General features: G+C 58.0%; 17 protein-coding genes. 6 read left to right on the top strand and 11 right to left on the bottom strand.

The genetic code is table 11. The features are described from left to right. Positions 1–75: 75 nt before the first annotated feature. The 4 genes from JXR15_RS19335 to JXR15_RS19320 are packed head-to-tail and all read right to left on the bottom strand — an operon-like array spanning position 76 to position 3669. Positions 76–735: a DUF938 domain-containing protein gene (locus JXR15_RS19335; protein ID WP_422054832.1), complete on the bottom strand. Its 660-nt coding sequence runs from the start codon at positions 733–735 to the stop codon at positions 76–78. Then, entirely contained in the window at positions 735–1811 is a 1077-nt protein-coding gene (locus tag JXR15_RS19330) for an NAD(P)/FAD-dependent oxidoreductase (RefSeq protein WP_422054831.1), read from the bottom strand. The genes JXR15_RS19335 and JXR15_RS19330 overlap by 1 nt, the downstream gene beginning before the upstream one ends. Further along, a complete protein-coding gene (locus JXR15_RS19325) occupies positions 1808–2746 on the bottom strand; it encodes an aldo/keto reductase (protein WP_422054830.1) in 939 nt (312 codons plus the stop codon). Before JXR15_RS19325 ends, JXR15_RS19330 begins: the two co-directional genes overlap by 4 nt. Positions 2747–2796: 50 nt before the next feature. Continuing rightward, positions 2797–3669: a LysR substrate-binding domain-containing protein gene (locus JXR15_RS19320; protein ID WP_422054829.1), complete on the bottom strand. Its 873-nt coding sequence runs from the start codon at positions 3667–3669 to the stop codon at positions 2797–2799. A 97-nt stretch (positions 3670–3766) separates the two neighbouring features. Here JXR15_RS19320 and JXR15_RS19315 point away from each other — a divergent pair, with 97 nt between their 5' ends. Beyond that, positions 3767–4462 (top strand): SDR family oxidoreductase, encoded by a 696-nt coding sequence (locus JXR15_RS19315; RefSeq protein ID WP_422054828.1) that lies wholly within the window; start codon positions 3767–3769, stop codon positions 4460–4462. A gap of 143 nt (positions 4463–4605) precedes the next feature. Here the strand turns inward: JXR15_RS19315 and JXR15_RS19310 are convergent, their stop codons facing one another. Further along, the gene (locus JXR15_RS19310; protein WP_422054826.1) at positions 4606–5199 is read right to left on the bottom strand and encodes an NAD(P)H-dependent oxidoreductase; all 594 of its coding nucleotides are present in this window, start codon (positions 5197–5199) and stop codon (positions 4606–4608) included. A 391-nt stretch (positions 5200–5590) separates the two neighbouring features. Here JXR15_RS19310 and JXR15_RS19305 point away from each other — a divergent pair, with 391 nt between their 5' ends. Continuing rightward, positions 5591–6313, top strand: a complete 723-nt coding sequence (locus JXR15_RS19305) for a hypothetical protein (RefSeq protein WP_422054825.1) — start codon at positions 5591–5593, stop codon at positions 6311–6313. A 69-nt stretch (positions 6314–6382) separates the two neighbouring features. Here JXR15_RS19305 and JXR15_RS19300 read toward each other — a convergent pair whose 3' ends face one another. After that, positions 6383–6883, bottom strand: coding sequence for an Lrp/AsnC family transcriptional regulator (locus JXR15_RS19300; RefSeq protein WP_422054824.1), 501 nt, complete (start codon positions 6881–6883; stop codon positions 6383–6385). 218 nt (positions 6884–7101) lie between these two features. Here JXR15_RS19300 and trxB point away from each other — a divergent pair, with 218 nt between their 5' ends. The 4 genes from trxB to JXR15_RS19280 all read left to right on the top strand — a co-directional run bounded on the left by trxB (position 7102) and on the right by JXR15_RS19280 (position 13552). Next, positions 7102–8043 (top strand): thioredoxin-disulfide reductase, encoded by a 942-nt coding sequence (gene trxB / locus JXR15_RS19295; RefSeq protein WP_422054823.1) that lies wholly within the window; start codon positions 7102–7104, stop codon positions 8041–8043. Between the two features lie 151 nt (positions 8044–8194). After that, positions 8195–9877, top strand: coding sequence for an adenylate/guanylate cyclase domain-containing protein (locus tag JXR15_RS19290; RefSeq protein WP_422054822.1), 1683 nt, complete (start codon positions 8195–8197; stop codon positions 9875–9877). Positions 9878–10000: 123 nt separating this feature from the next. Continuing rightward, a complete protein-coding gene (locus JXR15_RS19285; RefSeq protein ID WP_422054821.1) occupies positions 10001–12076 on the top strand; it encodes a bifunctional sulfate adenylyltransferase/adenylylsulfate kinase in 2076 nt (691 codons plus the stop codon). Between the two features lie 240 nt (positions 12077–12316). Then, on the top strand, positions 12317–13552 hold the full coding sequence (locus tag JXR15_RS19280; protein WP_422054820.1) for an autotransporter outer membrane beta-barrel domain-containing protein: 1236 nt from the start codon (positions 12317–12319) through the stop codon (positions 13550–13552). 115 nt (positions 13553–13667) lie between these two features. Here JXR15_RS19280 and JXR15_RS19275 read toward each other — a convergent pair whose 3' ends face one another. The 5 genes from JXR15_RS19275 to JXR15_RS19255 are packed head-to-tail and all read right to left on the bottom strand — an operon-like array spanning position 13668 to position 18612. Beyond that, positions 13668–14747: a BMP family ABC transporter substrate-binding protein gene (locus JXR15_RS19275; protein ID WP_422054819.1), complete on the bottom strand. Its 1080-nt coding sequence runs from the start codon at positions 14745–14747 to the stop codon at positions 13668–13670. 43 nt (positions 14748–14790) lie between these two features. Further along, entirely contained in the window at positions 14791–15711 is a 921-nt protein-coding gene (locus JXR15_RS19270) for an ABC transporter permease (protein ID WP_422054818.1), read from the bottom strand. Further along, positions 15711–15989, bottom strand: a complete 279-nt coding sequence (locus JXR15_RS19265) for a hypothetical protein (RefSeq protein WP_422054817.1) — start codon at positions 15987–15989, stop codon at positions 15711–15713. Before JXR15_RS19265 ends, JXR15_RS19270 begins: the two co-directional genes overlap by 1 nt. Next, a complete protein-coding gene (locus JXR15_RS19260; protein ID WP_422054816.1) occupies positions 15989–17068 on the bottom strand; it encodes an ABC transporter permease in 1080 nt (359 codons plus the stop codon). Before JXR15_RS19260 ends, JXR15_RS19265 begins: the two co-directional genes overlap by 1 nt. After that, on the bottom strand, positions 17065–18612 hold the full coding sequence (locus tag JXR15_RS19255; RefSeq protein ID WP_422054815.1) for an ABC transporter ATP-binding protein: 1548 nt from the start codon (positions 18610–18612) through the stop codon (positions 17065–17067). Before JXR15_RS19255 ends, JXR15_RS19260 begins: the two co-directional genes overlap by 4 nt. Positions 18613–18742: the final 130 nt, after the last annotated feature.

Below are 18742 nucleotides of genomic sequence, written 5' to 3'. Positions count from 1 at the left end.
TCATATTCCGCTTGGAGAATGTGAATTTGATTTCGATCAGGTGTGGCGCAAAAAGAGAACGTGTGACGTAGCGTTCTAGGTGGGGGCATGCCACGTCAGGAGCAGGTTGTTGGCGGGCATTTCGATTGGTTCATTCTGTGTGAGGCCGCAGGACGCGCCGAAGTTTTGGATGGAGGAGTCCGATTTGTAGCCTAGCTCAGGGTCTTGGGCACGCAGGCTGGCGTCAAACTGCACGTCGCCGTCGCTGACCAACACGCCGTCCCGCGAAAATGGCCCGTATATGGCAAGGCATCCGCCGGGCGCCAGGGCTTGCGCGGCTTCTGAGATGAGCACTTCGGCTTCGGATTGGCTGACTAAATGCAGCAGATTGCTGAGCAGGATCAGATCAACAGGGGCAGTTTGTGTGCCCCAACCCCGCGAGGTTGCGTCAAGCAGGATCGGCGCTTGCACGTTGGGGAGCGCAGCCTCTGAAAGATAGGCCGCGATGCTGGTGATACGATTGGTGTCGATCTCGGTGGGCTGCCAATGAGTGTCTGGAAACGCCTGTGCGTAGGCGACCACATGCTGCCCTGTGCCACTGGCGATCTCCAAGGCGCGGCCGGAGGGTGGTACAAAAGGCGCCAGCGCTTTGGCCAGTGGTTCAACGTTGCGCGCGGCAGAGGGGGCAAAGAGTTTGCCATCGCTGTCTGGCGTAGCGACAGAGGCGCTGTCCGGCAGGTTGAGGCGGCGGGGCATCAGGCATACCTCGCGGGAGCAAGGGCGGCGATGACCTTTGGATCGATGGGGGAGGCTTGCCCGGTGACCAGGTCCGCGACCAGTTGCGAGACCGCAGGACAGGATTGGAAGCCGTAGCCGCCCTGGCAAGCGACCCAAAAGAAGCTTGGCTCCGCCGCGTCAGGGCCAATCACCAGATTGCGATCCGGTGAAAACGTCCTTAGGCCAGCCCAGCTGGCTTCGACGCGGGTGACCTCTTCGGTGACAAACTCCTGATACCGCGCCAGACCTTCGGCAATGACCATATCGTCCGGCCAGGCGTCAAACGGCTGCATTTGGTCTTCTTCGGCGGGGGAGACAATCAGGCTGCCCGCATCTGGCTTGGCATACCAGTTTTCGTGGATGTCCAGCAGCATGGGCCAGGTGCTGACGTCATGCCCGCCCGGGGCCGGAATACGCGCCATGGAGCGGCGCAGGGGCGTGACGTTGAGAGGCGTGATGCCTGCCAGCTTGGCGATCTCGTCCACCCATGCACCCGCAGCGTTCAGGAGCATTTTGGCACGAAACACCTGATCTTTGGTGTGCACCTCCCAGCCATCTGAAAGTTTGGTGATTTTTGTCACCTCTTGCCCAGTGTGGATGGCGCCACCGTGGGCGCGGCACAACTTGGCAAACCATTGGATCAGCCGGTCCGTGTCGATGTCTTCACCGGAGTGGTGATGCGCGACATTGCCAATGGCATCCGTGTTGAGGATTGGCACTATGTCGACGGCTTGCTGTAGGTCCATTTGCGCAGCGTCAAAGCTCTCGCAGCAGCGTTGGAAGGCCTCGTCTTCGCCTTTGGCCGCGAGAAACATCACCCCGCGTGGTGACAGGAAGCCACCATCTTCTTGCTTGAAAAAATCGCCGCTGGCGTGGCTGAGTTCCACGGTGCTGGGGGAGCCGTAGTTGGGCTCAAACATCGCCGCTGACCGTCCAGACGCATGGTAGCCGAGGGCAGATTCTCGTTCCAAAACAACGGTTTTGCCGAGAGGGGCCAGACGAGCGGCGGCGGAGATGCCGCCGATGCCACCGCCGATGATGAGGAAATCAATCATGCTTCGTCCAATCTGTCGGTGGCGGGGGCGGGTGTTTGGCTGAGCGCGGTGATCTCGGCGTAGAGCGCGTCATCGATGTCAAAACGTGTCGCGGCAAGCGAGGGGGCGAGCTGCGCGAGGTTGCGCGCGGAGAGGATCGGGCTGGGCGCGGCGCTGTGATTGGCGACCCAGGCGGCGGCCAATGTGGCGGGGTGCAGGTCCCGTGCGGCGGCCAGATTGGCGAGATCGAAAGCGGTTTTGTGCATCCAGTCCACGTCATAACGGGCGGCGTAGCGCTCATCTGTGGCAAGGCGACCCTGCGCGTTTTGGGCGCTGTATTTGCCGGTGAGCAGCCCGCCGCCAAGGGGAGAATAGGTGGCGGGCAGGATGCCAATGTCGGCGCACATTGGCAAAATTTCGACTTCGGCTTGACGTTTCACAAGGCTGTACATTGGTTGCAACAGGTCGATTGTGAGGTTCAGTTTTGAGGACGCCCAGGCGGCTTTTACAACTTGCCAGGCTGCGAAGTTGGAAAGACCGACGTGAGAGATTTGCCCGTCGGCTTTGAATTGCGCAAAAGTTTCAAGGGTTTCTTCAATTGGCGTGTCCGCATCAAAGCGGTGCAAATAGAGAATGTCGACGTGATCCATGTTGAGCCGCTGTCGGGAGGCATCAAATTGCGATCGTAGATTTTCTGCACCCGCGCCGCCACGGTAGCCAACCTTTGTGGCGATCACCAATCGCTCGCGATGTGGTGCGATAAGCCTGCCCAAAATCTCTTCGCTGGCGCCGTCGGTATAGAGGTAGGCCGTGTCAAAATGCGTGATGCCCGCGTCTAGGCAGGCCTCGAACATCTCGGCGCTGTCGCGCTCGGAGGCGGTGCCGCCAAACTGCATGGTGCCGAATGCAAAGCGGCTGATCGGGGTGCCGTCGGGGCTGGAAATTGTCTGCGTCATGGCAGGAAATTGCCATGTGAAGCATCATGGGGAAAGGGGTTTTTGCGCCCTCAGGCAAGAGGTGTGGTGTTGGGCCCAGTAGCGACCTCTTGTTTGAGCCAGGACACAACCGCATTGCGGTGTCTGTGACGGGACGTGGGGTGCAGCAGGTGGTAAGCCTCTGAGGTTTCGGTGGGGTGCCAAAGAACGATCAGGTGGCCTTGATTTAACGCGTCTTGAACAAGCAGGCGCGGGGCCAAGGTAACGCCTTGGCCTGTGATCGCAGCGTCAATGGCTAGTGCGGTTTGGTTAAAGGATAGTACGGTGTCTGGATACGGTAAATCATTGTCTTCACAGAGGGTTTTCCAACGGTTGTGTCCATCTTCGATCAAGGGGAGCGCCACAGTGTCGGTTAGAGAGAGCGACGTGGCGCTGGTCGAAGGGCTCGCCACGGCGACCAGATCCAAGGGCGCCAGCGGTTCGCAGTGTGTGTTGGGCACTGTGGGCGCCTCCCCTTGTCGAATGGCAATGTCGACCGGGTCTTTGGCAAAATCCGTACGGGTTTCCGATGCATGGATGTGCAGGGAGATGTCCGGGTGCTGAGCTGCGAAGTTCGCCAAACGAGGCACCAACCATTTTGAGGCCAAAGAGGGCGGCACCGACAGGGTGATAGACTGTGTCGCGGGTTTCAGGGCACGGGTGGCGGTTTCGATCTGCTGTAATGCGGCAGAGACAGTCTCGTGATAGGCACGGCCTTCTTCAGTCAGGGACAGCCCCTGCGGCAAGCGGTGAAACAGCTGTATCTGGGTCTGTTTTTCGAGGTTGCGCACCTGTTGTGCCACGGCGCCTTGCGTCAGATGCAGCGCCTCAGCTGCACGTCGAAAACTGCCATGGCGGGCGGCGGCGACAAACATGGACAGGCTGTTGAGATTGATGCGGGTCATTGGTCTCGAATATAGCTTTTCTACACCCTAGGCGATGAAGCATGATTGGTCAAAAGTCGTTTTATTGGGCAATGTCGAGCCTTAAAAGGAGCTTGATATGACCAAAGTGGCACTGATCACCGCTGGTGGCAGCGGCATGGGCGCGGATGCGGCTAAGAGATTGAAATCAGACGGTTTTGAGGTGGGGATTTTGTCCTCTTCCGGAAAAGGGGAAGCTTTGGCTGACGCGTTGGGCGGGGTTGGGGTGACCGGGTCCAATCTTGTGCAGGAAGATCTGCAAGTGTTTGTGGATAAAGCGCTTTCCACGTGGGGACGGGTGGATGTTCTGGTGAATTCTGCGGGGCATGGTCCCAAAGGGGACATTCTGGAGATCAGTGACGACGATTGGCACCTCGGGATGGAGTATTACCTGATGAATGTGATCCGGCCTGCACGGATTGTGGCGCCGATTATGGCCAAGCAAGGGGGCGGATCGATCATCAATATCTCTACCTTTGCAGCGTTTGAGCCGGACCCGCTGTTCCCGACGTCTGGTGTGTTTCGGGCGGGTTTGGCGAGTTTCACCAAGTTGTTTGCCGACAAGTTTGCTGCCGAAAATGTGCGTATGAACAATATCTTGCCGGGTTTCATCGACAGCCTGCCGGAAACCGAAGATCGCAAGGCGCGTATTCCGATGGGGCGCTATGGGCGCAGCGAGGAGGTGTCTTCCCTGGTGAGTTATCTGGCTGGAGAAGGCAGCTATGTAACAGGACAGAACTGGCGTGTGGATGGCGGGCTGACCAGCCACGTGTGACGCGCGATTAACTTTTCCCGGCTGCTTTTGCGCATTTTGAAAAGCACGTCGGTATAGCGTCGGTATCACGGCTGTTATGTGGAGGTGCGGTTCTGGGATTCATGCCAGCATCCGCACCTCTTAACGTTTTCCGCCGTGCGGCCTCATTCTGTCGCTGGCGGAGGTAGGGCAATGCCGCAATCATAGCTTTGTTGGAGCAGGGCCTTGCGGCGAGGCTCTGAGCCTTTGGAGCCATAGAGCAATTCCATGCGGCGGGGCGAGAAGCCAAAGAAACCAAAGGTGCCTTTTGTCCAGCAGGTGTCGAGCGCGGCGCGGTAACCTTTGCCTTCTACTTCATCAGAGCGCGCACCAGCTGGGATCAGCAGCAGACCGCTGCGGTTGCGTTGCAGGGATTTTTCGGAGTCGTCGAGCTGATCGTAGGCCCAGCCCCAGCTCCAGACGCGGTCGAGCCAGCCTTTGGTCATGGCCGGCATGCCCCACCAGAACAGCGGGAAGATCAGGCAGATGGCATCGGCGCGGGCAATGCGCGCCTGCTCGCGGATCACATCAGCGGGCACGTTGGTCACGCCGTTGCTCTCACTGTCCGCCATGGTCCAGAGAGGATTGAAGCCTTCGGCGTGCAGGTCGGCCAGCTCGGTGCTGTGCCCTGCGGCTTCTGCTCCGGCCATGAAGAGGGTGGCGACGGCGTGGCTGAAAGAGTTGGGGTTGGGATGATCGATAACGGTGAGAACGTGCATAAAAGCCTCTTGAGGTCGTTTGAGGTAGGTTAAGATCTCAAGTAATCTTGAAGGCAAATTGATATAATAATTTAAAAACAATATGATAATCGATTTAAGTGGGTTCGATGGGAGGTGATTTGTCCAGATTTTGCATTGCGGCGCCTGTATGGAGTGTATTGGATGATTCGGCTCATAGTTGGTCCAGGTCGAAGGCGGCCAAACGTAAATGACCAAATTCAGGAAGGTATTTAGACTGCTAAAAATGTCAGTTTTGGGGGTGCTTTTGCATCGCATGGTGAGCAGTTTAAAATGCCGCGAAAAAGCACCAACGCGAAGGTTTTTTCTTTTAAACTTGGTTAGGATTTTCGACCCTAGCCTCCTTCTCGATTTCTGGAGAAGGAGAAAAATCATGAAAAAATTGGCAGCCACTTTGGGCATGATGTGCCTGATGACCCCCCTATATGCAGCGGAGTTGTCCGTCAGCTTGGCGGAGATTCCCGGCTTGGCCGCATCAGATGGCAATGGGGGGGCGGAAGGGGCGTTGCCGCATCTGTTGCGCATTGTGGACGAGCACTACGACGGGGGCGACTTTAGCTATCAAGTTTTTCCGTTCGGCCGGTCCATCCAGAATGTGGCCACGCGTAAATCAGATGTACATGCGCCGTTGATAGATACCGGTGCAGGCAGTCCGCCGGAATTCCAATATATTGATGAGCCGCTCTTGGATGTCACGTTTGTGGTGTACTCGCGTAAAGATGCGCCTTTGGATGCGGGCTCAGATTTCTCTGCATTGCGGGTCGAGACCATGATTGGACATGCGCATTTCTTTGATTTTGCCGTAGATGAGGTCGCATCAATCGAAATTGGGCTTAAAAAACTGGCCAAAGGGCGCACCGATGCTTTCATCATGGAGCAGGATGCTGTGGATGGATTGATCAAAGCCGGGGACATGATCGATTTACACCGCGCCATGTATGCCGTTTGGGATTCAACTTTGATTGTGCCGACAGGCGCTGAGGGGGATGCGTTGAACGCGGCCTTGTCTGCGGCGGTGGTCGCAGCGAAATCTGACGCGCGCTATGCAGCGGCGGCAGAGCAAGTGCACGCGCCGTTTCAGGACTGGCAGCCTTAAACCGCGGTCGATAAGAAGGACAACGCCTCGCTGCAACGTGAGGCGTTCCCAAAACCCGAATGTGAGGATTTAGGCGTCGCGGCTGAGCCGCTCTTCGAGCACTTCAAACGGCACGCCCGGCGTGTCTTTGGCGCCGCGGATCACCAGTGAAGTTTTAACGCTGGCCACATTGGGGGCGGAGGTCAAATCTTCGGTCAGGAAGGTCTGAAAAGTGCTGAGGTCCGGGGCGACGCATTTCAGGATAAAATCCACCTCGCCGTTGAGCATGTGGCACTCGCGTACCAAGGGCCAATCACGGCAGCGTTCCTCGAAAGCGGACAGGTCCGCTTCGGCCTGACTGACAAGGCCCACCATGGCAAAGACCTGCACCTCAAAGCCCAATGCGCGGCTGTCGACGTCGGCGTGATAGCCGCGGATGTAGCCTGCGTCTTCCAGCGTACGCACGCGGCGCAGGCAGGGGGGCGCGGAGATGCCGACTCGCTTGGCGAGTTCCACATTGGTCATGCGGCCGTCGGCCTGTAACTCTGCGAGGATTTTGCGATCGATGGGATCAAGCCGGTGTCCGGGCATGTAGCTCGTCTCGTTGGTCAATTTTGCGGTTGTTATAGCATCAAAGGGCAGGCACGCAATTATATTTCGTGTTAGCGCAATATCCTTTTACGGTTTTCTGCCGACTGCTGATTTTTTGGACCACACGTTTTGGTTTTTGGTCTTGGGCTTTTCCTGACGTGTGTGGAGGGCTATATCGGCTAGCGACTTAGACTTTGCAACGCGGAAAGGTGCCTTTCATGGCCGAGACGAAACACACCAAGGTTCTGATAATTGGCTCCGGGCCTGCGGGCTACACAGCGGGCGTTTATGCGAGCCGCGCGATGCTGGAGCCGGTGCTGGTGCAAGGTATTGAGCCGGGTGGGCAGCTGACCACCACCACCGAGGTGGAGAACTACCCGTCGTTTGTGGAGGTGCAGGGCCCTGAGCTGATGCAGAAGATGGAAGAGCACGCCAAAGCCATGGGTTGTGAGATCATCGGCGATATCATCACGGATCTGGATCTGAGCGAGCGTCCGTTTAAGGCCAAAGGTGACAGCGGCACGTTGTACACGGCGGATGCGGTCATTCTGGCGACCGGCGCACGAGCCAAGTGGCTGGGGCTGGAGAGCGAAGAAGCGTTTAAGGGGTTTGGTGTGTCTGCCTGTGCGACCTGTGACGGGTTCTTCTACCGGGGGCAGGAGATTGTGGTTGTCGGTGGTGGCAACACCGCTGTTGAGGAAGCGCTGTTTTTGACCAACTTTGCCTCCAAGGTGACCTTGATCCACCGTCGTGACGAGCTTCGGGCGGAGAAAATCCTGCAGGACCGCCTGTTCAAAAATGAGAAGATCGAGACGCTGTGGTTCCACCAGCTGGAAGAGGTGGTTGGCGACGACATGCCCAAGGGTGTGACCGGTGTGAAAGTGAAGCACGTGGAGACGGGCGAGATCAAAGAGATCCCGGCAAAAGGTGTGTTCATTGCGATTGGCCACGCGCCTGCAAGCGAGTTGGTGAAAGACCAGCTGGAGCTGCACAACGGGGGCTATGTGAAGGTTGAGGCGGGCACGTCTAAGACCTCCATTCCAGGTGTGTTTGCAGCCGGTGATCTGACCGACCATGTGTACCGTCAGGCGGTGACCTCGGCGGGCATGGGCTGCATGGCGGCGCTGGATGCGGAGAAGTTTATCGCTGAAAACGAATAAGTTCTTGCGAAAGTGAGATCGGGGCGGGGTCGTGTTTGCGGCCCCGTTTTCGTTTTGGGTTGTGCGGAAATGCGCAGAAGGCTGCGCCTTGACCGCGGGGATGGGGTTGGTCAGTCTTTGACTGAGGAACCTCAGGTAAAGGACGGTACCGGTGAACAGATTGTGGCAGGGCAATTGGCGCACAAAGGCGCGCATTGTGTCGGGATTGATCTTGTTTTGTTATGTGTTGTGGCACTTCACCAATGTAGGGCTTGGGTTGTTTTCCCTCGAGCTTATGCAGGGCGGGCAGGAGCTTCTGGAGGAGCTTACCGAGGGTCCGTTTGGCGGGCTGGTGCTCTATGGCGCGTTGCTGACCCATATGGGGCTGGCGCTATATCGGTTGGCGCGCAAGCGCACGCTGCGGATGCCTGCGTCAGAGGCGGGGCAGGTGCTGTTGGGGCTGACGATCCCGCTCTTGTTGATGACCCATATTGTGCACACGCGGGTGGCGGAGAACCGGTTTGAGGTCGAGCCGGAGATGGGCTTCATTGCCGGTTTGATCTGGAATTCGCCCACAGGCTGGCAGCAGGCGGCGTTGCTTTTGGTGGTGTGGATCCATGCCTGTATTGGCCTGCATATGTGGTTGCGGGTGCTGCCGGCGTGGCGGCGGGTGTTGCCGGTGATGTTGTCGCTGGCGACCTTGGTGCCGGCCTTTGCGCTGGCCGGGTTTCTGGTGCAGGGGCGGTTGCAGAATATGCGGTTGTTTGATCCGGAAGGCGGCGCGGCCTTGCGGGAGAGTTATGGCTTCCCGACGGCGGAGACCTTTGCCCGGTTGGCGGAGATCAACCGCAGTTTGCTGGGCATATTTGTCGGGCTCGTGGTGCTGACCATGGTGATACATTACGGGCGGCGGTTTATTGGCGCGCGTCGAGCGGTGCGTATTCGCTATGTCGATGGGCCGGAGATTTCGGGCCAGCCAGGCATGACGTTGCTGGAGATGTCGCGGGTGGCCGGGGTGCCGCATATGGCGCTGTGTGGCGGGCGTGGGCGCTGCACCACCTGTCGGGTGATTGTCGAGGATGGCGCGGAATTGTTGCATCCGCCGGAGAAGGCAGAGGCGGACAGTCTGGCGGCGGTCAACGCTCCGCCCAATGCGCGGCTGGCCTGTCAGTTGCGGCCCAAGGAACCTGCGACGGTATTGCGGGTGTTTCGCAGTGACGGGCAGCAGGCACGGGCGCATCAGAGCCTGGGGCAAGAGCGGCGGCTGGCGATCTTGTTTCTGGATATGCGGAGTTTCACTGCGCGCACCACGGGGCAGCTGCCTTATGATGTGGTGTTTCTGTTGAACCGGTTCTTTGATGCGATTGTACCCTCAATCACCGGTGCGGGTGGCACGGTCGACAAGTATCTTGGCGACGGGCTGCTGGCGGTGTTTGAGCTCGACAGTGAGGAGGCGTCTGCCAAAGCGGCGATTGAGGCGGCGGCGGGGATCAGTTCGGCGTTGCAGGTGTTTAACCAGACCTTGAAGGCGGAGAATGCGCAGCCGGTGGCGATTGGCATGGGGCTGCATTTGGGGGATTTGGTGTTGGGTGAGATTGGCGCGGTGAACCTCGCGCCACGCACCATCATTGGCGACACGGTGAATGCGGCTAGCCGGCTGGAAGGGCAGACCAAAGCGCTGGGCGTGGAGGTGTTGGTGTCAGAAGCCGTGCTGGCAGCGGCGGGGCATGATCCCGAAGCGCACAGCCTTGAAGTGTTGGAGCTGCGGGGGGTGGCGCAGCCGGTGCGGGCATTGGCGCTGAAGCGGGCGGCGACCTTGCCTGCGGTGCTGTCCAGGCAGGTCGAAACGGTGTGAGATCGCGCTGCGTTGCAGCATTGCAACGGCGGCATGTTTGCTATGCAAAAGCCAAATAGGGCTTTGAGATTTTGCCAAACCGCCCTATGTGTTCACGCGTGAACACACTTTGAGTCGTTTGTAATGTCGTTTCAGACCGCCAAACCCACATCAGATGAGGAAGACGTGCTCTTCCGCCTTCTGCGCCAGCTTGATCAGGCGCCAGAAGCATCTCAGCGCGCCACAGCGGCGGCGGTGGGGATTTCTTTGGGGCGTTTGAATGCACAACTGCGCGCTGCGGCAGAAGCCGGGCTGATTACCATTAGTGATCGCGCGGGCCCGGACAAGCGACAAAGGTTTGCCTATTCGCTCACCGCGCGTGGTGCGGCGGAGAAAGTGCGGCTCACAGACCAATTTCTCGCCCGCAAGCTCGCAGAATACAATGCGCTGCATGCGGAACTGACAGGCTCGGCAAGCGGCCTGGTCCCTATCAAACACAGGACACATCCAATGCAAAACAACCTGGCTCCTATTCCTGAGCTCTACGTTTCTTATGAAAGCGCCCAGAAGCTGAAAGTCGAAGCGGCTGATCTGGTCAGCTGGGATCTGACCCCACGCCAGATCTGCGACCTTGAACTGCTGATGAACGGTGGTTTTAACCCGCTCAAAGGCTTCCTGACCGAAGAAGACTACAACGGCGTGGTCGAGAACATGCGCTTGGCGGATGGCTCCCTGTGGCCAATGCCGATCAACCTGGATGTGTCCGAGGAATTTGCCGCGGGTCTGGAAGAAGGTCAGGACATTGCGCTGCGCGATCAGGAAGGCGTGATCCTTGCCACCATGACCGTGACCGACAACTGGGTGCCCAACAAAGCCGTTGAAGCGGAAAAAGTGTTTGGTGCGGATGACGATGCGCATCCTGCGGTGAACTACCTGCACAACCACGCCGGCAAAGTATACCTCGGTGGTCCGGTGACTGGCATTCAACAGCCTGTGCACTATGACTTCCGCGCCCGTCGCGACACGCCAAACGAGCTGCGCGCCTACTTCCGCAAAATGGGCTGGCGCAAAGTGGTTGCGTTCCAAACCCGCAACCCACTGCACCGTGCGCACCAAGAGTTGACCTTCCGCGCCGCGAAAGAAGCGCAGGCCAACCTGCTGATCCACCCTGTTGTCGGCATGACCAAGCCGGGCGACGTGGATCACTTCACCCGCGTGCGTTGTTATGAGGCGGTTCTGGACAAATACCCACAGTCCACCACCTCCATGTCCCTGTTGAACCTGGCGATGCGTATGGCAGGCCCACGTGAGGCGGTTTGGCATGGTCTGATCCGCGCCAACCACGGCTGCACCCACTTCATCGTTGGTCGTGACCACGCTGGCCCCGGCAAGAACTCCGCCGGCGAGGATTTCTACGGTCCTTATGACGCGCAGGAGCTGTTCCGCGCCCATGAAGAAGAAATCGGCATCACCATGGTCGACTTCAAACACATGGTGTGGGTGCAGGAGCGCGCGCAGTATGAGCCAATGGATGAAATTCAGGACAAAGACGACGTCACCATCCTGAACATTTCCGGCACAGAGCTGCGTCGTCGTCTGGCAGAAGGTCTGGAAATCCCTGAGTGGTTCTCCTTCCCCGAAGTGGTGAAAGAGCTGCGCAAGACCCGCCCACCACGTGCCAATCAAGGTTTCACTGTGTTCTTCACGGGCTTCTCCGGCTCCGGCAAATCCACCATTGCAAATGCTTTGATGGTCAAGCTGATGGAAATGGGTGGCCGCCCCGTGACGCTGCTGGATGGCGACATTGTGCGGAAAAACCTGTCCTCAGAGCTGGGGTTCTCCAAAGAGCACCGCGATCTGAACATTCGTCGTATCGGCTATGTGGCCTCTGAGATCACCAAAAACGGTGGTATCGCGATCTGTGCGCCAATTGCGCCTTATGCCACCACCCGTCGCGCTGTCCGCGAAGACATTGAAGCCTTTGGTGCCTTTGTTGAAGTGCACGTGGCGACGTCGATCGAGGAATGTGAACGTCGTGACCGCAAAGGGCTTTATAAGCTGGCGCGCGAAGGCAAGATCAAAGAGTTCACCGGTATTTCTGACCCCTATGACGTGCCTGCCAACCCAGAGCTGAGCGTTGAAACCGAAGGGGCTGATGTGGACAACTGTGCCCATCAGGTGATCCTGAAGCTGGAAAGCTTGGGCCTGATCTCTGGCTAGTGGCTTTTACGAAGCAACAATCTTATGCGGCCCACCATTTTGGTGGGCCGTTTTGTTTCTTAAGGCCATGTCACGTCATTACAGAAAATAAAGATTGCGCGACTACTGTGTTCACAAATTTACCTTGGATTGTGCCGCATGGTCTTGAAACATTCAAAAACGTATTTGGGAAAAGCATTCTGTGTTTGGCTCGCGACCCTGGCTTTGGGGCCATCGCGGGCGCAGGCCGAGAACTGGAACGTGGCTCATGTTTTGGATTGCTACACAGATACAGAGGCCCGGCGGTACACTTTAGGGGAGAACGCCCCTGGTTCAGAGCAAAAAGGCACAGCTCGTTTCAGTGGCGCCCTGTCAGAAAACGATCAGGTGAACTTCCAGTTTGTGGGTCCCTATCTAACGCGATTTGAGTTTACTGCCAACGACGAGGTGGGGCATGAAATCGAATTCACCTATCAGAGCTTGAACGACGACGATTATTTTTCCTTCATCGCCGAAAGTACTGATAATCATGACCTCACCTTTGAGTACGTGGAATCGGATAATGCGACCACCATTGTCGATGTCAGCTGCGTGAGCGCTGCGAGAGTCGGTGCGTGGAAAGCGCAGTTTGGTCAGGCCGTTAATGGGGCTGCAAGCGCGCAATTGAGCAGTGTGTCAAAGGCGCTGCTGGCCAATAGCGCCGGTCGGTTTGGTGGGGGCGGGTTTGACGCTGTAAGCCGCAACGACATTTTCCTTTCAACCGACTCGTTGAACCAAGGTGCCGGCGCCGTATGGAATGCATGGCTCTCGGCGGAGCGGCGCTTTTTGGACGGGGGGATTGACGGAACCCATGACAATGTCGCGCTGGGCGTGGATCGCTTGATTGCGGATGGCAATGCATTGCTCGGTGTTGTCGTGCATGCAGGGCGGTTGAATGTGGACAACAGTGAGGGAACACACATCAAGGACCGGTCCTATAGTGTGGGGCCTTTCTTTGCGACGCGATTGACCCAGAACCTAACATTGGAAGGGCATCTGACCTATTCAGAGCCGGAATATGAGATTGGCGCTGACGGGTTTCAATCAACTCGGTGGAGTGGTGGCATCTCGTTGCATGGGGACGTTGAGATGGGGCGTTTTGATCTGTCGCCATTTGCCCAGATCAGCAGTTTTCATGAAAGCCAACCGGATCATTTTGCCAATGGGGTTTTCGTGTCGGCCCGCTCGATTTCAGCGCGCACAGCCAGTTTGGGCACGCGGGTGAAGCTGCGCCCGGCAACATTGGACGGATATGCACCCTATGCAAGTTTGGCATTGGAGCATTCGGTTGTGGAGGATGGTGTCAATGACACCAGTCGTTTTACAAAGCCGCGGTTTGGCTTTGGTGTGTCTCGGGAGGCGGGTATCGGGACATTGCGGTTTGATGTGGATGCTGGGCACGTGCTGGAAAATACACGCGACTATGGATTGCACGCGAGTTACCATATCTCGTTCTGACTCCGGGTTCAGGTCGCACGAGGACTGTGGCGGGTGTAAAAAACGAGGATAGTTCAATAAAAAAGGCCCGCCAAATGGACGGGCCTTTGAATTGAGTGCTGACTGATCGGTCAGATCAGTTCGGGATCTCGGCGGTGATGCCTTCCAGGTAGAAGTTCATGCCAGCCAGACCGTCGTCGCCGTAGTCCTGCGCGGTTTCACCTTCTGCCAGCCATGGGGTGCCGTCCTGCTTGTTCAGCGGGCCGGTGAAGGCGTGGTAGGAGCCGTCTGCCAGAGACTCAACCAGAGCCAGAGCCTCTGCTTTTACGTCTGCTGGAACCGCGTCGGAAATCTCACCAATGCCAACCATGCCTGCGCCGATACCGTCCCAAGTGGAAACAGATTCCCAGGTGCCGTCCATGGCGGCTTGGGTGCGGGCGATGTAGTAAGGTGCCCAGTCATCGATGATCGAGGACACGCGTGGGAATGGGGCGTATTCGCCCATGTCAGACGCCTGACCAAAGGTCACAACATTGCCAGCGGCTTGCGCAGCGGCCTGAGGTGCGGTGGAATCGGTGTGCTGCAGGATCACGTCCGCGCCTTGCTCGATCAGAGCTTTGGCAGCGTCAGCTTCTTTGGCAGGATCAAACCAGGTGTAGGCCCAGATGATGGAGAACTCGACGTCTGGGTTTACTTTCTTGGCGTGGATGTAGGCGGAGTTGATGCCGCGGATCACTTCTGGGATCGGGAAGGATGCGATGTAACCAATTTTGTTGGTTTTGGTCATCTTGCCCGCGATGTGGCCTTGAACCGCGCGGCCTTCGTAGAAGCGTGCGGAGTAAACGGACACGTTGTCAGCCTGCTTGTAGCCGGTGGCGTGCTCAAACTTCACCTTTGGGAATTTTTTGGCAACGTTGATGGTTGGGTCCATGTAGCCAAAAGAGGTGGTGAAGATCAGGTCAGCGCCCTGCAGCGCCATTTGGGTGATCACGCGCTCAGCGTCGGCGCCTTCCGGCACGTTCTCAACAAAGGTGGTTTCGACCTTGTCGCCAAAGTGCTCTTCCACAGCCAAACGGCCTTTGTTGTGCTCATAGGTCCAGCCGCCGTCGCCCACGGGGCCAACGTAGATAAAGCCGACTTTGGTGGTGTCGGCCATGGCGGTGGTTGCCAGACCGAGCGCGACAGCTGCGCTTGTCAAAAGGTTGGTCAGTTTCATTTCGGGTAGTCCCCCTGTTGGTGGCAGTTTTTTAATTGGTGCCTCATTGCGAGGCGTGGAAAGTGCGGCCAAGCGAGGCGGGTGCGCCACTTTTGTCAGCCGACATAATAACCAGAACGAGGATGGTTATCAGATAGGGCGACATTGCCAAGTATTCGACTGGGATGGCAATACCTGCCGCCTGTAGATTGAGCTGTAAAACATTGATTCCGCCAAAAAGATAGGCACCCAGCAACACGCGCCATGGTTTCCAGCTGGCAAAGACCACCAGCGCCAGAGCGATCCAGCCGATCCCGGCGGTCATGCCTTCGGTCCATTGTGGGACGCGGATCAGGGAAATATAGGCGCCTCCAAGGCCGGCACAGGCGCCGCCAAACATGATGGCAAGGATGCGCACGCGGATGACGTTGTAGCCAAGCGCGTGGGCGGCGTCGTGGCTTTCGCCAACCGCCCGCAGGATCAGACCGCCACGAGATTTCTTCAGGAACCACCAAACTGCGGCGGTGAGGCCAATGCCGATGTAGAGCACGGGATCGTGGCTGAACAGGATCGGGCCGATCACCGGCAGGTCAGACAACACCGGGATGTCGAGCTTGGCCATGGCGGGGGGTTTGATGCCCACGTAGGATTGTCCCATCAGCGCGGAGAGGCCAAGGCCAAACAAGGTGAGCGCCAGACCGGAGGCGACTTGGTTAGCGAGGGCAAACTGGGTCAAGAAGGCAAAGAGGAGAGACAAAACAGCGCCTGCGACCATAGCGGCCACGAGACCCAGCATCGGAGAGGTGGTCTCTACCGCGATGGCAAAGCCGGCGATGGCGCCGATGATCATCATGCCTTCGACACCGAGGTTCAGAACCCCTGCGCGTTCGACCACAAGTTCACCAATTGCGGCCAGCAGGAGCGGGGTGGCTGCAACCATCAGAGAGGCAATGAGCAGGACGGGATTGATTGCGGAAAGGTCCATTATGCGTGCACTCCCACAGCTTTAATTGAGGCAAAAATGAAGAAGCCTGCGCCGACTTTGAGTGGGAGGCTATTTGAGACGGAATTTTGATTTGCTCTGTTGGTACCGTCCACTGCTCTGTGCAAGAACCAAACAGCGCCATAGATTGCTGCGCCGATGACAACAAACAGGACGATTTCCTTAAAGGCGCTCAAACCTGAATCCATCAAGAGTATGGCAAAGAAGAACGCGATGAGGCCGCCGAGGGCACCCTGAAAAATTTGAAAAGCGGTACTCATCACGCCCCCCCCTTTTTCTTTAGCACGACGCGGTAGTTGGTCAGCAGATCCAGTGCGAGCAGGAAGAACAGGAGCATACCCTGAAACACCTGAATAGCAGCGGAGGGCAGGCCGAGGTTGCCCTGCGCCAGATCGCCGCCCACGTAGGTCAGCGCCATCAGCAGGGCTGCGAGCAGGATGCCGACGGGGTGCAGGCGGCCGAGGAAGGCGACGATGATGGCGGTGAAGCCGTAGCCCGATGCGAAGTCGATGTTGATTTGGCCGGACGGGCCGGAGACCTCAAACAGACCAGCCAACCCCGCCAGTGCGCCGGAGGTGCCAAGGCAGAACAGGATCAGGCGGGTGGGGTTCACCCCTGCAAATCGAGCGGCCCGTGGGGCTTCGCCGGTCAGACGGATATTGAAGCCCAGGATGTGGCGGTTCAGTAGAATGTAAGAGAAGATCACAGCGATGAAGGCAAAGGCCATGCCCCAGTGCAGGCCAATCTCTTCGTTGATCCAGCTGTTGCCCGCTGGGTAGCTGGTGAAGCTACGTGAGCCAGGGAAGCCCATGCCTTCGGGGTTGCGCAGCAGGCCAAGCGACATGGAGGCCAAGAGCTGGTCTGCGACATAGACCAGCATCAGCGAGACAAGAATTTCATTGGTGCCAAAGCGGACTTTCAGAAGCGCGGGGATCATGCCCCAGGCCCAGCCCCCCAGCGCGCCAGCGACAATCATCAGCGGGAAGATCAAGCGGGTTTCGGTGGGATAAAAGGCCAGCCCCACAGCGGCGCCACAGATCGCGCCCATGATGTATTGGCCTTCGGCGCCAATGTTCCAGATGCCGGCTTTGAAGCCTAGCGAGAGGCCAATGGCGATCAACACCAAGGGCGCGGCTTTCACCAAGAGCTGCGGGCGGTAGTAGAAGGCAAATTCACCAAATACCGGATCCCAGAAGATGGTGCGGATGGCTTCAAACGGGTTTTTGCCCAAAACAGAAAACAACAAGCCGCCCATGATCATGGTGATGATCACCGCGATCAGCGGTGTCGAAAGCGACAGGGCGCGGGACGGGGTGGGGCGTTTCTCCAGCGCGATCATGCGCTTGCTCCTTCTTTGTCATCTTCGCCCACATGGGCAACTTCCATGCCGTGGGCACCGCCCATCATCAGGCCAATTTCATCAATCGAGAGACCGGCGGCGGGGCGGATGTCGGACATGCGACCTTCGTTTAGCGCGCCAAAGCGGTCAGAGATTTCCATCAACTCGTCGAGGTCCTGTGAGATCACCACAATCGCGGCGCCCCCTGCGGCCAGATCCAGCAACGCCTGTCGGATCGAGGCAGCTGCGGCGGCGTCCACGCCCCATGTCGGCTGGTTCACCACCAGCACTTCGGGGCGCTGTAGCACTTCGCGGCCAATCACAAACTTTTGCAGGTTGCCGCCAGAGAGCGCGCGGGCGGCGACGTGGTTGCCTGGCGTGCGCACGTCGAATTTCTTGATGATGGTGTCGGCAAATTCATTGGTCTTGGCCCAGTTCACAAAACCGTTGTTCGTCAGGCCTTCGCGGATCGCACCGGTAAGCAAGGCGTTTTCTGTCAGGCTCAGGTCAGGTGCGGCGGCGTGGCCAAGGCGCTCTTCGGGCGCGGCAAGAATGCCCATCTCTCGCCGCGCATTGGGGCCGAGATTGGCGACGTCTTGGCCTTTGACTTTGATGGAGTCCGGCCAGGTGAGGGATTCACCGGAAAGCGCGGATAGCAGCTCGTCCTGGCCATTGCCCGCCACGCCGCCAATACCAAGAATTTCACCGGCACGCACGGTGAAGTGGATGTTCTTGAGCGTGGTGCCAAACGGGTTGGTGGGCTCCAGTGTGAGGCCGGACACGTCCAGAACAACCTCGCCCGCCTGTTCGGTGGTGCGGGTTGGGGTCTGCAAGGTGTCGCCGACCATCATTTCCGCCATATCGCGGGCTGAGGTTTCGGCAGGCACACATTCCCCCACGTTTTTGCCCAGGCGCAAAATGGTGGCGTGGTCACAGAGCGTGCGGATCTCTTCGAGCTTGTGGGAGATGTAGAGGATCGAGGTGCCCTCAGACTTCAGCTTGTTCAGCGTCTGAAACAGAATCTCGACCTCTTGCGGGGTCAGAACCGAGGTGGGTTCGTCCATGATCAGGAGTTTGGGGTCTTGCAACAGGCAACGGATGATTTCCACGCGCTGACGTTCCCCAGCAGAAAGATCACCCACGGTGCGGTTGGGGTCCAGCGGCAGGCCATAGGTTTCAGACACACGGCGGATGCGGCGGGCGAGATCACGCATGGCGGGAGGGTTTTCCATGCCAAGCGCGACGTTTTCCGCCACCGAGAGCGCGTCAAACAGCGAAAAGTGCTGAAACACCATTGCGACGCCGGAGGCGCGGGCGGCTTTGGGTTCGGGCGGGGCAAAGGGTTGGCCGTTCCAGGTCATGGTGCCGCTGTCGGGCTTCACCAGGCCGTAGATCATTTTTACAAGCGTGGATTTGCCGGCGCCGTTTTCACCAAGCAGGGCGTGTACTTCGTTGGTGCCGATGTCGAACGAGACATCATCGTTGGCCACCACGCCGGGGTAGGTTTTGGTCAACCCCTTGATGGAGAGTAGTGGTGTGCTCATGTCTGTCCCCCTGGCTGCGTATTTTGCGTTTGGGTCAAAAGCGCAAAACCGCTTAAATTCTGGCGTACTCACCCTAGAAACTGGCTTGCCGTGCTTGCAAGGTAAACTTCGACGGCCCTGCCGGATCAGG

It is taken from the genome of Shimia sp., from assembly GCF_049116215.1.
Lineage (GTDB): Bacteria > Pseudomonadota > Alphaproteobacteria > Rhodobacterales > Rhodobacteraceae > Shimia.
This window is presented reverse-complemented; position numbering and strand designations above follow the sequence as displayed.